Origin of the sequence: Sphingobium lactosutens DS20, assembly GCF_000445105.1 — a bacterium.
Taxonomy (GTDB): Bacteria; Pseudomonadota; Alphaproteobacteria; order Sphingomonadales; family Sphingomonadaceae; genus Sphingobium; species Sphingobium lactosutens.
In genome coordinates this window covers 18,249-31,246 of sequence record NZ_ATDP01000106.1, presented here as the reverse complement: position 1 = coordinate 31,246, position 12,998 = coordinate 18,249, and the positions used below count along the sequence as shown (strand labels likewise).

The following is a 12,998-nucleotide window of genomic DNA, read 5'->3' as shown; positions in this document are numbered from 1 at the left end:
GTGAATGGCAGGTTTCGACAGGGGCGGGAGGCCTTGCTCCGATCGCTAAAGGTCATCAGTTGGTCGCAAGTTGACGGAACCGGACCGTCTGCACCTAGGGATCCGATTCCGACGATTGAACGGCAACAATGGGTCGGACTATCAAAAGCCCAAATCGCGATACCCGCTTTCTTTGCGCATGCAATCGGGCCATGTGGAGCTATGCGAAAAACAGCAATCTCCCTCGCTATCACCCTGAGCCTCGGGGCCGTCACCTCACCGGCGCAGGCATGGGGGCCGATAGGCCATCGGGTTACTGGTGCCATTGCCGATGAAAATCTGAGCGGCGTTGCCCGCGCGAACGTGAAAATCTTGCTGGGGACAGAAGATCTCGCCGAAGCCGCAACCTGGCCGGATGACATGAAATCCGATCCGGCCGATTTCTGGCAAAAGACGGCGAGCGCCTGGCATTATGTGACCGTGAGGCAAGGGGATGACTACAAGGGCTCCGATGCGCCCGCAGAAGGCGATGCCATGACAGCCCTCACGCGGTTTACGGCCACTCTGCGTGATCCCAAGGCGTCGCCCGATGACAGACGTCTTGCCCTTCGCTTCATCGTCCACATCATTGGCGATCTGCACCAGCCACTCCACGCAGGCGGAGGCAATGACCGCGGTGGCAATGATGTGAAAGTGAACTGGTCCGGCCGGTCGACCAATCTTCATTCGGTATGGGACTCTGCCATGATCGAACAGCGATCCCTGTCCTATTCCGAGCTGGCAGGCTGGCTCTTGCGTTCGATCACCCCTGCGCAGATAATCGAATGGAATGACCGGGATCCTCTAGTCTGGGTCCACGAAAGCATCGCTTTGCGCAAGACGATCTACCCGACCGATCCCAATCTCTCCTGGGACTATGCCTATCAGCATCGTGCTGAGGTCGATGACAGGCTCAAACATGCCGGCGTTCGTATCGCCGCCTATCTCAACTGGGTGTTCGAACCTGCCAACGCCGAAGTTGCAAAGGCGAAGTGAGGTGCCCAGGGGCTCACAGCATGAATTGACCGGTATTCTGCTCAAGAACGGGCCCTACCCAGTCCTGCGTGTGGATGATGGAGGGGAATGGCGTCTCGATATCAGCGGCCGCCATCATCATTTGCTGGGGCGACGGGTTCGGGTATCCGGCATCAGATCGGAATTCGACATGCTGGACGTCAAACATATTGAGCCTGTTTAGGACAGGCGCTTATCCTGCGTGGGCGACTCATTCCAGAGCCGTCTCAAGGGATGAAACCGATGAAGAACCTGTTGTCGTTTCTGGCTGCCGCCTCGATCGCTGCCGTACCCGTCGTCGCCAGCGCAGCACCCTGTAAGGACGCCAAGGGCAAATTTACCAAATGCCCGGAGAAGAAAGCCGCTCCCAAGCGGTGTAAGGATGCCAAAGGCAAGTTCGCCAAGTGCGGCTCGCCTGGTGCAAAGCCTGCCTGACGATACTCCCTCATTGTCGGCACGGACTATTGTCTTGCTCCGTGCCGAACAGCCTTCCACCCTGCATCAAGGGTTCGCCTGTAAAGCAAACGGGACGTCGATTGCGTAAAAGATGACAGCAATCGACATATTTTCATCCTCTTCCGCAGCTTGTCAGAAGTTGTTGGCAATATTAGCACTATCCTTCTGCTAAGGGGAATCGGCAGGGGGGAATTATGAATCTTTTAAGTCGCGCAGTTGCGGCTTCGCTGTTTGCAGCGTGTATCGTTGTGCCTGCATCAGCTCAGGAACGTACCGCGACCAAAGGCGGTTTCAGTCTCGCGCCACAAAGCGGCAAGACCATCCTGGTGTTTCGTCCAACGGTGCGCGTGGGCGCCCAATCCACAGGCGGCATGTTCGAGCCGAACGCTGACTGGACCGACCAGGCCCGTAAAAATATCGATGACGCTTTGGCGAAACGTCAGCAGACCTTGGGCAACAAGGTGATTGTTGCACCGGTTTCCTATGGTGAGGATGCCCAACTGGTCGAGGAATATTCGGCCTTGTTTGCGGCGGTTTCACAGTCGGTGATCCAGTATCAGTTTTTCGTGGGCAATCGCCTTCCAACGAAAAAGCGCGACAATAAGGCTGATATATTCGAATGGTCGCTTGGCAGTGGCGTGGGCGCGCTGCCCGGCGCCAAGGACGCCGACTATGCCTTGTTCATCTATAACAAGGATGCCTATGGCTCTACCGGCCGGAAGATGTTGCAATTTGCAGCAGCGCTGGGTGGTGTAGGCGTTAAATCGGGCGAACATGCCGGCTATGCAGGCCTTGTAGATCTCAAAACCGGCAACCTTTTGTGGCTGAATGCCGACGGCGCGATGGGCGGGGACGTACGGGAATTAGACGGCGCCGACAAGCGGGTTGGTCAGTTGCTCGAGGAGTTTCCAGGAAGCGTGCAGCCCAAGCTGGCGACTGCGCAGCAATGATGCAACGAGCGGCCGGGTTGGTTGCGATGGCTGCAGCGCTCATGGCGTCTGCGGCGATCGGGCAGAGCAAGATTGCGCCACCTCCTCCCCCTTATGCTGGCGCCTATCAGCCGCAGGGTGTGGATGAGATAGGGCTCTGGCGCGAAGGCGATGAGGAGGAACGCATCCTTGCCAATTCTCCGATCCTGCTTCGGGACGAAGCGCTCAACGCCTATGTCAAAGGCGTCCTGTGCGCGACTGTTGGGGACGATCGATGCCGATCCGTCCGTCTCTATATATTGCGCGTTCCGCTGTTCAACGCGTCGATGACGCCCAATGGCACGATGCGGGTGTATAGCGGCCTGCTGCTTCGCGTCCGCAACGAGGCCGAGCTCGCCACGGTGTTAGGTCATGAGTTTGGTCACTTCGAACAACGGCACACATTGGCCGATTGGAAAGCACGAAGATCCAGCAGTGATCTGCTGAGCTGGGCGGCCGTCCTGGCGCTGCTGGGCAACACATATCAGTCATATTCCAATTTCGATAGTTTGCAGCTGTCGGTTTATGGCCGCCTTTCTCATTTTAACCGCGATCAGGAGCGTGAGGCCGATACGCTCGGGCTGGGATATCTCAATCACAGCGCGTTGCGCCCTCAGTCTGCATCTGCGGTCTGGCAAAATCTGATGGCAGAGCAGGAAGCCTCGGCGCTGGTAAAGGGCGTCAGGAAGCCTGACTTCAATAAAGTTGCCTTCTTTGCATCCCATCCTCCTAGTGGCGAACGCGCCGCTACCCTCGCGGCGTTCGCCGATCCGGCGGGCGCTGAACGGGACGATGGCGTTGCACGCTACGCAGCAGCTTTGGCGTCCTGGCTACCCATCTTTCTGGACGATCAGATCAAGCTGAATGATTTTGGCGCCAGCGACTTCATTATATCGTCGCTGGCACAGAATGGCTGGACCGCACAGCTCCTGGTGGCGCGCGGCGATCTTTACCGCGCGCGTGGCAACCCGCGCGATCTGGCGCAGGCTGCGGTATTTTACGGCAAAGCAGCCGAGATGGATGCGGCATTTCCCGAAGCGCAGCGCGGACTAGGCTTATCCCTTGTCAAGACTGGCCGTCGCACGGAAGGGCAGGCCGCCTTGCGCCGCTATCTCGAACTCAAACCAAATGCATCGGATGCCGCCATGATCAACATGCTGGCACCCGCCGCGGGGGGGCAATGATGAAAAAAACGATGTGCACACGCGCGGCTATTGTTGGTGTCGCCGCCATGCTGTCAGTGTCTGTGGCCTGCGCCAACGGCTATCGTGAGAAAAATATTCAGGTCGATGTTGCGAAATCGGCCATGAAGGTCACGCCTGTTCGTGACTGGAACAGTCTATCGATCCGCCCCGGCAAAAAAGCTGAAACCTGGACGCTGGACGGAGAACAGCTCAATGATGTCACCTTTTACGGTGGTATAGCGCCGGGCGAACCGTTGATCCGCGAAACGAGCAAGAAGCATAAGCCCTTGCCCAAATTCACCAGCGAGACATTGCTGGTTGAGATACCCGAGCTGCTGGAAGGCACTTACCGGACGGAAAAGGGGATCGGGTCGTTTTCCGTTACAAACTCGAAGCCGGATCGGTTTTTGGGGCAGGATGGTATTCGCTTTACATATGAATATGTCGATGCAGACAATCTTCCAAGGAAGGGAGAAGCACGGGCTGCCTTAATCAAGGGGCAACTTTACATGGCAACCTTCGATGCTCCTCGGCTGCATTATTTCGAAGCAACGCTGGATGATTTCCATGCCCTCACAGACAGCGCAGCGTTGTGATCGAAGCTTTGGGACCTGATGCGGCTGGGAGGACTGAAGAGCGATCACGAGCCACCGCTGGCAATGGAATCCCGAGCGACAATAGGGCACAATGCGATCAAGTGACGAGCGTCGAAGCGTTCGATACTCTCCGGGCCTCCGTCGCCGCCTATAACGGCGTCGAGCATGCAAGAATGGCGGCTCACCGGCAGGCGATATGGGATCTCCTGCTCCAATGATCCGCTTCCCACTCCGCGCTCGCGCACGGTCGTCACAATGTCTGACGTTCGTCGGAGACGGGGGACATTTCTTTTCGGCTCCACCGGCATTTCTTGGCCGCTTGCAGAGCGACGCGCTCACCGACACTGACATGCGGTTCTTAGCGCTGGAGGGCCATGCTACCTCAGATCGGGGCGATCTGGGGTGGATGACACACGCCTATGGGGTAGCGCAGCGTTTGGCCAAAATTGGCCCGCTGGATTATCTCATCCTCGTTCCGACCCTGCGTTGCAACCTAGATTGCAGCTATTGCCAGGTGTCTCGCGCACCTAAGCATGCAGCCTGTTTTGATTGGTCTCAAGATACGCTGGAAGCCGTTCTCGCGATGATCGATGAGCTCGACACGCATAGCATCAAAATTGAGTTTCAGGGCGGAGAGCCTTTGCTCCGACCCGATCTCATCCATGCCGTCATCGAGCGATGCGCGCGCTTCACCGAAGCCAGCTTTGTCATCTGCACGAATTTGACGACCCTCGATGCGACCTCCCAGGCACTGATTGACCGGCCTGACGTGCAGATCAGCACGTCCCTGGACGGCCCGTCAGACCTGCATCGAAAGAACCGCACCAGGAGTGCGGAGGCTACCCACCGCTTCCATGTCAATCTGAAGGAAATCACGGATCGTTATGGTCCCGGTAAAGTCTCGGCGCTGCCAACGCTGGACCCGAATGATCTGCCCGATCCCGCCGATCTGATACAGGCATATACCGATTTTGGGTTGACCAGCATCTTCCTGCGCCCGGTCAATTTCCAAGGTTTTGCGCGCAAGCGTCATCCAGGCTCGCGCAGTTTCGAAGAGCAATGGCGCAGATTCTATGAGGCATTTGTCAGCGAACTTATTCGACGCAACTGGTCTGATCGAAGCCAAGTCGTGGAGGAGAGCTATCTGAGCCTGTGCTTGAGGCGCATCTTTAGGCCTGGACTCGATCGCCATGTCGACCTTCGCAACCCCAATCCAGCTGGCCATGACTATGTCGTCGTGGATTATGACGGCCGCCTCTACCCGACAGATGAGGCACGCATGCTCACCCGGTCGAGGGTAATCGATCTGGGCATTGGTCATGTCTCAACCGGGATTGATCTTGGAGCGCGCGATGCGCTGAACGCTCATGCGACCAATAGCTTTGATCCGGCCTGTCAGCGTTGCGCCTATCAGCCTTTTTGCGGTCGAGATCTCATTGATGATCTCTCACGTTATGGTCGGATCGATATGCCGCGACATGAGACCGCCTTTTGTCAGCGCCACCTGCACATATTCGATCTGGCGTTCGAGCTGATCTTCTCGGAAGAGGAAGCCACCAATTATTCCGTTCGCCGCTGGCTCGACTTACCCGGTCAGCTCGGACCGATTGGCACGCACTTGCAATGATCCCCCTTATTCTCCCTTCAACATCGGACGCTGTCTCGCCATTCGTCACGCGTCTCGGCGCCGTAACGTGGGACGATAGCCGGGACGCAAGGCTGATGAGCGATGCAGGTGGCACCGCGCTTTACAGCGGTGATTTTGGTCTTTTCACCATCGAGCGCCCGCAAGCTATGAGTCTTGAAGGCGACATAGTCCTCGTCGATCCACGCGCTGGTAGGGCCGAACGCCTGATACGTGCAGGATCCGGCCATAATACGCTGCTGGTGACCGAGCGTTGCGATCAGCTCTGCGTCATGTGTTCACAGCCACCCAAGAAGACTCATGAAGATCGCTTCGCCGCATTTACAGACGCTTGCTTACTCGCTCCAGACTCGTCGGTCATAGGTATATCGGGCGGGGAGCCAACTTTGTTCAAGGCTGACCTTCTCGAGTTGCTGGAAACAGTTCTTGGCCAGCGGCCGGATCTGGCTTTTCATATCCTCTCCAATGGACAGCATTTCGAACAAGGCGATGTCGAGCGATTACGACAGCCCTGCTACCAACGGGTGCAATGGGGAATTCCGGTTTATTCTGCCGATCATGCTTCCCACGACCAGATTGTGGCAAAAGAAGGGGCATTGGCTCGTCTCGAAAAGAGCTTCTGCCATTTGCTGGCAGCGGGCGCCCGCATCGAACTGCGGACCGTACTGCTATCCGACAATTATAATGATCTGCCTCGGTTGGCGCGGTATGTGGTAACGCGCCTGCCGTTCATCGAGCACTGGTCGATAATGCAGCTCGAGAACGCCGGTTTCGCCAAGAACCGCTGGGATGCTCTTTACGTCGATCATCAGCAGGATTTCGCGCCCCTGGGTCAGGCTCTTGACCATGCGATACTATCCGGCCTCGACGTGCGCCTTTTCAATGTTCCACGATGCAGTGTGCCACAGGAATATCGGCCGTATGCAATGGCCTCGATCTCGGATTGGAAACGACGATATGCGCCAACATGTGCCCCATGCCATGAACGTGATCAGTGCGGTGGATTTTTCGAATGGCATCCCAGGGATGCCGATCTCAAGGTGGTTCCTCTATGAAGAAATCGCGATTTCTTATCTCGGGTCTAAGTTTTGCGGGACTGGGCGCGGCAGAAGCAGCACAGGCGCAGTTCATGCAGGCGGTTCTCAAGGTCGACGAGCCCGGTAAGCAGCCCCTGATCCAGCAATTTCGCCAGGATCATAAATTCACCCTGGCCAGCCACAGATCGCATAGCAGTCACCGCAGCCATTCGTCTCACAGCAGCCATCGATCTGGCTCAGGCGGCAGCATCTATCGCGCGCCTGTATATACGCCAAGCTATCCCGCCTCGACGCCCACTCCTACTCCCGCGCCATCGCGCTCTCGATCCACGACAAATGGGGCGTCGTCGCTTTTCAATCCACCTGCCACTCCGCCAGCTCAGGCTCCCATTCCGCTAAGCGGCCGCACGGAACTCTTCACTACGATCACGAAGAGGGTGCAACTTGGGCTCCAGTCCTATGGCTACTACCAGGGTGTGATCGATGGAGTGGTCGGCAAGGAAACCCGAACCGCATTGGAAAAATTCCAGGGCGATTTTAATCTGAAGGTGACCGGAACAATCACACCAGAAGTGTTGGATGCGCTGAAGATCGTTGCGCAGTAACTTTATGACGCCGCTGCCGATCGCCTATCTGATTGCCGCTGTTGAACGTTCCAAACAGCTCCAACTCGTGCCGTTTATTCTCTGAGAGGATATCAAAGCGGACCGGCTGCACTTGGGCACCAGAATTTGTCGGCTGAGCGTCTTGGATGGGTCGTTCCGAGCCCCGTTGCCAACCTCATCCTTTTGCCGGATTCCGTCTCCAACAAACCAACGTTTGTCGTAGATGGATTTCATTTTATGACCCGATTTGTAGCGTATTTACGCGTATCTACTGCGCGACAAGGGCGTTCCGGCTTGGGGCTGGCTGCCCAGCGATCGAAGATAGAATCGTTCCTGCGCGAGGGTGACGAGGTCATAGCTGAGTTTGTTGAGGTCCAGTCCGGCAAGGCCGATGATCGCGAACAGCTTTGGAAGGCGATTGCTCATGCTAAAAAGCATGACGCGAAAATTCTGATCGCAAAGCTAGACCGGTTTTCGCGGAAAGTCAGCTTCATTGCCGGGATCATGGAACAGGGCATTGGGCTTGCCGTTGCGGAGATGCCCCACGCCACGGATTTCCAGCTGCACATTTTTGCGGCCCTCGCTCAGGAGGAACGGAGACTGATTTCTGAGCGGACCCGGAGCGCTCTGGCCGAAGCCAGGAAGAGAGGCGTTGCTCTTGGTAAAAACGCGGCTGCATTGAAGGAACGGCATTGCAAGCAGGCGATGGCCTATGCCCGGTCGATCGAACCCATTTTGATGCCGATGGTGAATGCAGGCTGGTCATTCAATGCGATGGCAAATCAGCTGAACATGGCTGGTATCAGCACGGCCAAGGACGGGCGGTTCACAGCGCAGACCGTCAAAAATATCGTCGGTCGCCTTCGCAACATCGACACAGACCATGTGGGCCAAAGCTCCCTGGGCAACGCCTGAAGACTGCCCAGCCGCGAGTGCACCATCGCCCGATGCAGCACCTGTAGCCATTCCCGCTTTGCAGGAGGAAGTGCCTCCCAACGCTCAAGGAGGCTGTCGATGGTCAAATATGAACTTTCCCCGCTCAATCTGGTGCAGGAGCTCTTCGTGTTTATGACGGCACTGTGCGAAGGTGCGACCGAAATCGGAATGCAGGGCCAGGCGGAGGATGATGCCGGGCAAATTCACGCGCTTGCCAACAGCCTGCGAGAAACCGGCCTTCGCCTCATCCTGATAAGCGAGGCAATCACCATGATTACCCCGCGTGACGAATCCTGACATTCGACAGGATTTGGCTCTCGAAGGTTAAAGCCGTTTGAATTTCACCTTTTTAGATCCGGAAATGAGGAACGACTCAAACCCGGACGCCGCTATCGCTTTCCGTTGAGGCTGAGTGAGATCGCTTGTGTTGGCCCAAAATTGCGGGGTGTAGGCCGATTTCGGCAGAGGTCCACCGATGATCATCTCGATTTTTGCGAAAGTCAGTTCAAATTCGGCAAATTTGCAGTTTTTCAGGTGCTCCCTAAGGGCTTCGTATTTCCCTGCCATTATCTTCTCAGTCCCCCGCATTTTCCGCTAGCAAAGCGGCTGGTTCAACGCCCAATGCCTCAGCAAGCCTACCTAAGGCTCGGACGCTAGGATTGCGCTTTCCGCGTTCAAGGTCGCTGACATAGCTGCGCTTCATATCGATCGAAAGGCCAACTTCCTCCTGCGTCATCCCTCGCAGTTGCCGGTAATGACGCACATTCTGGCCAAGGATTTCGACAACATCCATCCCCCCGACATGGCGGCGAGATAGGTAGAATGTCTGTCCACCAGTCGTGTCATTTTAGTTGCCCGACAAGAAGATGTCAGCGATTAGATATGACACGATAAAGTGACATTGGTGGGGCGAATGGTTGAAATATTGGACGAATGTCGTGCTTGTAAGGTTTTTTATCCCGGCGAGGAATTTGGCCCTGCCACCTCCGGGCTGTGCCAAGATTGCCGTCGACGCCGAAAATGGAAATATGTTGGTTGGACTTGCCTATTGTGTGCCGCCACATCTGGCCTAGCACTTTATATAGCCAACCTTCCACCGCGTTTCGAATTCGCGACGGACCGAGGTGAATCCGGTTCTAACGATGCTAACGCTGACATGGCGGCCTCATCCGAGACGGACGGAGGCAGTGCTGATCTGATCCCCGACCCGGATGACAATGTCCTCGCGTCCATTGCCTATGACATGACCGATCAAAACCTGATTGCTGCATTCAAAGCAGCGACGGGTCATAGCACGATGTTCAGACAGGATGGTGACAATGGCAGGGCCTATGTCACCCCGTTCAAGATTCTCAATCTGGAATCCGGGGTATTTCTGATCGTGAAAGTCACCAGCGTGACGCCAAGTCATGCAAATTATGGGGCTTTTCGCGTCTATCGGATGGATGGCGATCAGCAGAAGTTTTCCTTCTTTGGCGATCCGGTAGAATTTAACTCAGGCCAATTCGGCATTCCCTCGTCGGATATTACACTGATCGACACCATGACCGACTACCCGGCACTCTATCAGGAAGACTGCTATGGGCAGTCTGGATACATGTCCTGCTGGGTAAACCTCGTGGAGCTACGCCCGGACGGCCCCGTCCAGTCCGACAACATTCCAACATACTACTCTAATACCGACGCCATGCTGCCGGACGGCGAAAAGCCGATTGAGGTTAAGGGGAAGATTGTCAACATCAGGCGGGGCGAAGGCTTTGATGTGGTCGATGCCAATGCGGGTATCAGCGATCACTATATTCGATCGAATACCAAATTCGTTAGGGTGGGCAGAGGACCGTCAAAATTCGATCCTGAAGACCTAGGCTAATAACTGCAAGGAGGTCTAGCGGCCTGTGCGGAACGGCTGCTCGGACGCGGTAAATGAAGTCAGGCGATCTCGCGGTTGCTGCCACTTTGCGGGTCCGCTTGCCCACGCGTAATGGAGATGAGACGATCGTAATCGATCAGCACGATCCGAACTTGGCATCCGTCATTCACGCCTGCCCCGTTGGTCAGGGTGCTTCCAGCGGATCGCCAGAAGTAGAGCCGCTCAATTCCACCGCCCCTCAGCCTGTTTGCAGGATCAACCTATAGTGGCGCGTGCTGGCCCAACGGGTAATGCGATTGACGGTCCTACAGTCGCCAACGTCACGTCATGAAGGCATCGAGCGTTGGCCCAGGATCGGGCAATGTTATGACCGTCACCTCCGTGACGGTGCGCTGAACGGCAAGCTGGGCCTCCGATTTCCAGCCGACGTACCGACGGCAGAAACCGCATTCGACGCGATAGTCATGCTGGTTGTCGGTTTCCCGCCAGATTTGCGCCCAATGGCCACATCGCGAACAGGCGACCGGCTGATGGTCAGCCATTTCGCACCAGGCGCCAGATCATACCGTCACGGCTTATCTTCCCCTCATTTTTAAGGGTGGTCAGTTGCGGGCTTAAACTCGTCCGGGCCACATCATCGCGGCCATAAACTGTCGCGAAGCAGTTCAACAGGTCATGGACTTCGCCGCCATCGGGTAGATGCTGGTCCAGCGATTCCAGCACCATCGCTTTCACACTCATTTTCCGACCAATATGTCGCACCTTAGTAGGCGCTGATTTCTGCTCGATTGTAGGCGCGGGCGCTTGTGGTAGCGACCCGATCGCGGATTCGACATTCGCGATTTCCATCTCGATGCTTTCAACCTTGGCTTTGGCCAATGCCAGTTCCGCCACCAGCCTTTGCTTGTGCGCGAGGAGTATGTCTGCGGTGCTTTCCATAAGCGGCAGCTACCATGCAACGAGCTTCGGTTCAATTAAATCTAAATTTAATTATCGCCGCTTACATTTTCCCTATTGCGTTATATAATTCCTGTGTTAATCCACCTCTGCGCTTAAAGCGCAACGCCAACCAACCCAATGCAATTTAATCCATTGAGCAACATAGGAAACTAATATGACTGCAACTAACTCCAACATCTACCCGTATCACATCTGCATCGTAGGACAGGGCGGTATGCCAAAGGTCGATCCCACCTGGACGGCCGAGTCAGAAGTGACCTTTGATCCGGCCTCTTCCGTTCCGTTGCCATTCATCATGGGTGTCGATGTGGCCATGGAGCATGAGGGCGCTATTTTCGACCGTAATGGCGACTGCGTGCAGGTCTTCAATGTCAACCCGATTGCCCCGCAAGGGGGCTGGCATGATCCTCATGGCGTGAAACCGATCAACCAGCGGGAAGAGGTGATGCTCGATTTCTTTGTCGAGTTTGATCGTCCGCTCGACTTCGGCGGCATCCGTATCGCTCCCGTTGTTTATGTCCGCCACGGCGGGTGCTTCCTCGATGGTCTCGAAATTAACGGCGTCCTCTGCAAGCCGATGCCGTTCGCGAACTAATCTCCCCTAAAATTAAATAGGATTAAATTTATTATGATTAAGAATCTCGTTTCTCCTTTCGAATTTTCTTTGACCCCGCGTATTCACCGGACCCGCATTGAGATTTCCGGCTTTGGCGGTCAGGTCAAACTGGGGCGTATTGATGCCGATGTCGCGGCCTATTGGATTGACAAAAATCCGGAGCAGCTTGGCCACCATATCTACGTCAAGCACCTCAACGTGCAGCAGAAACTGGACGGCTCGCTCATTAATCCCCGCCGTTCGCGTAAAGATTGGGGCTGCATCTGCAACATCGCCTTGGACGAGGGAATTGAAATGTCTGCTCCTGTCGAGATTAAGGCGTTTGCACAAAATGGCAGTCAGCTACTGAACCATGTCCAACTGCCGGATCAGAATAGTTGGCCCATAAATCAGGTCGATCAGAGCACTTTCTACCAGTTCGATAGTCGCTTTAGCCATGCCACCGGCCGAACCTTTGATATGGTTTGCAGCACATTTATCGTGGAGAGTAGGGAGCCGTTCGATGCCGACTTGCTGGACCTGAATCTCTTGCAGACCGGTTGGGGCACTTTCATCACCTCAATTTCCTATGGCGGGCTGGTCGTTGATGTTGACGATTATGTCTGGGTTGAGGTGCAGGCGCCACAGGCCATCGTTCTCAAGAAGGAGGGCAAGTAAGCATGATACAGCATGATTATGCCATGGCCGAGCTTCTGGCTCGCGTCGAATCCGCGGAACGCTCTATTCGTGCACTCGAATCCAGTGTTTCCTATCTCTGGGCGCGAGGTGATGAAACTATGCGGTTGATTGATACCGTTGCCGACAATCTTGTCGAAACGATCAACGAGGTGGATGACAAATATGCCGCTGAAAGCTGCGTCACCCGCACGACGCTCGGATTGCTGCTGGCCGAGGTCAGCAGACCTCCAGAGCAACCCGATGTTGAAACCCTGTGTAATGTCTTCCAAGGGGTGGTTGAAGGGGAGGCGTCGACGCTGGACGCCGATCAGATCGACATTTTCCGTGTCGTATCGAGTATGGCGGATGATATCGTGAACGAGGCCAGAGACTGGCAAGCCAATGGTCTCAGGCGCGCGGCGTAGCTGATCCGTGT

The 12,998-nt window shown here is 55.7% G+C and carries 19 protein-coding genes; 15 read left to right on the top strand and 4 right to left on the bottom strand.

Going from position 1 to position 12,998, the window contains the following annotated elements; genetic code table 11:
* The first annotated feature begins 201 nt into the window (after window positions 1-201).
* From RLDS_RS49040 to RLDS_RS49015, 11 genes are all read left to right on the top strand, one after another.
* A complete protein-coding gene (locus RLDS_RS49040; protein ID WP_021227761.1) occupies window positions 202-1,014 on the top strand; it encodes a S1/P1 nuclease in 813 nt (270 codons plus the stop codon).
* Window positions 896-1,216, top strand: a complete 321-nt coding sequence (locus RLDS_RS57045; RefSeq protein ID WP_330217112.1) for a DUF5818 domain-containing protein — start codon at window positions 896-898, stop codon at window positions 1,214-1,216. Before RLDS_RS49040 ends, RLDS_RS57045 begins: the two co-directional genes overlap by 119 nt.
* Before the next feature lie 59 nt (window positions 1,217-1,275).
* On the top strand, window positions 1,276-1,467 hold the full coding sequence (locus RLDS_RS0128775) for a hypothetical protein (protein WP_031298836.1): 192 nt from the start codon (window positions 1,276-1,278) through the stop codon (window positions 1,465-1,467).
* A gap of 215 nt (window positions 1,468-1,682) precedes the next feature.
* The gene (locus tag RLDS_RS49035) at window positions 1,683-2,438 is read left to right on the top strand and encodes a hypothetical protein (protein WP_021227758.1); all 756 of its coding nucleotides are present in this window, start codon (window positions 1,683-1,685) and stop codon (window positions 2,436-2,438) included.
* Between the two features lie 119 nt (window positions 2,439-2,557).
* Window positions 2,558-3,640 (top strand): M48 family metallopeptidase, encoded by a 1,083-nt coding sequence (locus RLDS_RS49030; RefSeq protein WP_052034202.1) that lies wholly within the window; start codon window positions 2,558-2,560, stop codon window positions 3,638-3,640.
* Entirely contained in the window at window positions 3,637-4,236 is a 600-nt protein-coding gene (locus RLDS_RS49025) for a hypothetical protein (RefSeq protein WP_021227756.1), read from the top strand. The genes RLDS_RS49030 and RLDS_RS49025 overlap by 4 nt, the downstream gene beginning before the upstream one ends.
* 196 nt (window positions 4,237-4,432) lie before the next feature.
* Window positions 4,433-5,863, top strand: coding sequence for a His-Xaa-Ser system radical SAM maturase HxsB (hxsB, locus tag RLDS_RS0128770; protein ID WP_330217111.1), 1,431 nt, complete (start codon window positions 4,433-4,435; stop codon window positions 5,861-5,863).
* 95 nt (window positions 5,864-5,958) lie between these two features.
* Window positions 5,959-6,936: a His-Xaa-Ser system radical SAM maturase HxsC gene (gene hxsC / locus RLDS_RS0128765; RefSeq protein WP_236616906.1), complete on the top strand. Its 978-nt coding sequence runs from the start codon at window positions 5,959-5,961 to the stop codon at window positions 6,934-6,936.
* Entirely contained in the window at window positions 6,933-7,523 is a 591-nt protein-coding gene (gene hxsA / locus RLDS_RS55505; RefSeq protein WP_031298829.1) for a His-Xaa-Ser repeat protein HxsA, read from the top strand. The genes hxsC and hxsA overlap by 4 nt, the downstream gene beginning before the upstream one ends.
* 237 nt (window positions 7,524-7,760) lie before the next feature.
* On the top strand, window positions 7,761-8,438 hold the full coding sequence (locus RLDS_RS49020; RefSeq protein WP_052034194.1) for a recombinase family protein: 678 nt from the start codon (window positions 7,761-7,763) through the stop codon (window positions 8,436-8,438).
* A gap of 99 nt (window positions 8,439-8,537) precedes the next feature.
* A complete protein-coding gene (locus tag RLDS_RS49015; RefSeq protein WP_021227748.1) occupies window positions 8,538-8,756 on the top strand; it encodes a hypothetical protein in 219 nt (72 codons plus the stop codon).
* Window positions 8,757-8,783: 27 nt separating this feature from the next.
* On the opposite strand, the gene RLDS_RS49010 is transcribed toward RLDS_RS49015, so the two are convergent.
* Complete coding sequence (locus tag RLDS_RS49010) at window positions 8,784-9,026, bottom strand: DUF7662 domain-containing protein (RefSeq protein ID WP_201767505.1); 243 nt, start codon at window positions 9,024-9,026, stop codon at window positions 8,784-8,786.
* A gap of 7 nt (window positions 9,027-9,033) precedes the next feature.
* Complete coding sequence (locus RLDS_RS49005; protein WP_021227746.1) at window positions 9,034-9,252, bottom strand: helix-turn-helix domain-containing protein; 219 nt, start codon at window positions 9,250-9,252, stop codon at window positions 9,034-9,036.
* 363 nt (window positions 9,253-9,615) lie between these two features.
* On the opposite strand from RLDS_RS49005, the gene RLDS_RS49000 reads away from it, so the two are divergent.
* The gene (locus RLDS_RS49000) at window positions 9,616-10,329 is read left to right on the top strand and encodes a hypothetical protein (protein ID WP_021227745.1); all 714 of its coding nucleotides are present in this window, start codon (window positions 9,616-9,618) and stop codon (window positions 10,327-10,329) included.
* Window positions 10,330-10,649: 320 nt separating this feature from the next.
* Here the strand turns inward: RLDS_RS49000 and RLDS_RS48995 are convergent, their stop codons facing one another.
* Window positions 10,650-10,871, bottom strand: coding sequence for a hypothetical protein (locus RLDS_RS48995; RefSeq protein WP_021227744.1), 222 nt, complete (start codon window positions 10,869-10,871; stop codon window positions 10,650-10,652).
* Window positions 10,864-11,268, bottom strand: coding sequence for a hypothetical protein (locus tag RLDS_RS48990; RefSeq protein ID WP_021227743.1), 405 nt, complete (start codon window positions 11,266-11,268; stop codon window positions 10,864-10,866). Before RLDS_RS48990 ends, RLDS_RS48995 begins: the two co-directional genes overlap by 8 nt.
* Window positions 11,269-11,443: 175 nt before the next feature.
* Here RLDS_RS48990 and RLDS_RS48985 point away from each other — a divergent pair, with 175 nt between their 5' ends.
* From RLDS_RS48985 to RLDS_RS48975, 3 genes are read left to right on the top strand one after another with little or no spacing between them, the layout of a single operon-like run.
* Complete coding sequence (locus RLDS_RS48985) at window positions 11,444-11,884, top strand: hypothetical protein (RefSeq protein ID WP_084514933.1); 441 nt, start codon at window positions 11,444-11,446, stop codon at window positions 11,882-11,884.
* Between the two features lie 33 nt (window positions 11,885-11,917).
* On the top strand, window positions 11,918-12,562 hold the full coding sequence (locus tag RLDS_RS48980; protein ID WP_021227741.1) for a hypothetical protein: 645 nt from the start codon (window positions 11,918-11,920) through the stop codon (window positions 12,560-12,562).
* Between the two features lie 2 nt (window positions 12,563-12,564).
* Entirely contained in the window at window positions 12,565-12,987 is a 423-nt protein-coding gene (locus RLDS_RS48975) for a hypothetical protein (RefSeq protein WP_021227740.1), read from the top strand.
* The last annotated feature ends 11 nt before the right edge of the window (window positions 12,988-12,998 follow it).

Bases quoted from the DNA above. Each gene is read 5' to 3' on its own strand.
- RLDS_RS49010 (WP_201767505.1), bottom strand. From the start codon at position 9,026: ATGGCAGGGAAATACGAAGCCCTTAGGGAGCACCTGAAAAACTGCAAA.
- RLDS_RS49005 (WP_021227746.1), bottom strand. From the start codon at position 9,252: ATGGATGTTGTCGAAATCCTTGGCCAGAATGTGCGTCATTACCGGCAA.
- RLDS_RS48980 (WP_021227741.1), top strand. From the start codon at position 11,918: ATGATTAAGAATCTCGTTTCTCCTTTCGAATTTTCTTTGACCCCGCGT.
- RLDS_RS48990 (WP_021227743.1), bottom strand. From the start codon at position 11,268: ATGGAAAGCACCGCAGACATACTCCTCGCGCACAAGCAAAGGCTGGTG.
- hxsB (WP_330217111.1), top strand. From the start codon at position 4,433: ATGGGATCTCCTGCTCCAATGATCCGCTTCCCACTCCGCGCTCGCGCA.
- RLDS_RS49035 (WP_021227758.1), top strand. From the start codon at position 1,683: ATGAATCTTTTAAGTCGCGCAGTTGCGGCTTCGCTGTTTGCAGCGTGT.
- RLDS_RS49025 (WP_021227756.1), top strand. From the start codon at position 3,637: ATGATGAAAAAAACGATGTGCACACGCGCGGCTATTGTTGGTGTCGCC.
- RLDS_RS49040 (WP_021227761.1), top strand. From the start codon at position 202: ATGCGAAAAACAGCAATCTCCCTCGCTATCACCCTGAGCCTCGGGGCC.
- RLDS_RS49000 (WP_021227745.1), top strand. From the start codon at position 9,616: ATGGCGGCCTCATCCGAGACGGACGGAGGCAGTGCTGATCTGATCCCC.
- RLDS_RS0128775 (WP_031298836.1), top strand. From the start codon at position 1,276: ATGAAGAACCTGTTGTCGTTTCTGGCTGCCGCCTCGATCGCTGCCGTA.
- RLDS_RS49015 (WP_021227748.1), top strand. From the start codon at position 8,538: ATGGTCAAATATGAACTTTCCCCGCTCAATCTGGTGCAGGAGCTCTTC.
- hxsC (WP_236616906.1), top strand. From the start codon at position 5,959: ATGAGCGATGCAGGTGGCACCGCGCTTTACAGCGGTGATTTTGGTCTT.
- RLDS_RS57045 (WP_330217112.1), top strand. From the start codon at position 896: ATGCCTATCAGCATCGTGCTGAGGTCGATGACAGGCTCAAACATGCCG.
- RLDS_RS48975 (WP_021227740.1), top strand. From the start codon at position 12,565: ATGATACAGCATGATTATGCCATGGCCGAGCTTCTGGCTCGCGTCGAA.
- RLDS_RS48985 (WP_084514933.1), top strand. From the start codon at position 11,444: ATGACTGCAACTAACTCCAACATCTACCCGTATCACATCTGCATCGTA.
- RLDS_RS48995 (WP_021227744.1), bottom strand. From the start codon at position 10,871: ATGGCTGACCATCAGCCGGTCGCCTGTTCGCGATGTGGCCATTGGGCG.
- hxsA (WP_031298829.1), top strand. From the start codon at position 6,933: ATGAAGAAATCGCGATTTCTTATCTCGGGTCTAAGTTTTGCGGGACTG.
- RLDS_RS49020 (WP_052034194.1), top strand. From the start codon at position 7,761: ATGACCCGATTTGTAGCGTATTTACGCGTATCTACTGCGCGACAAGGG.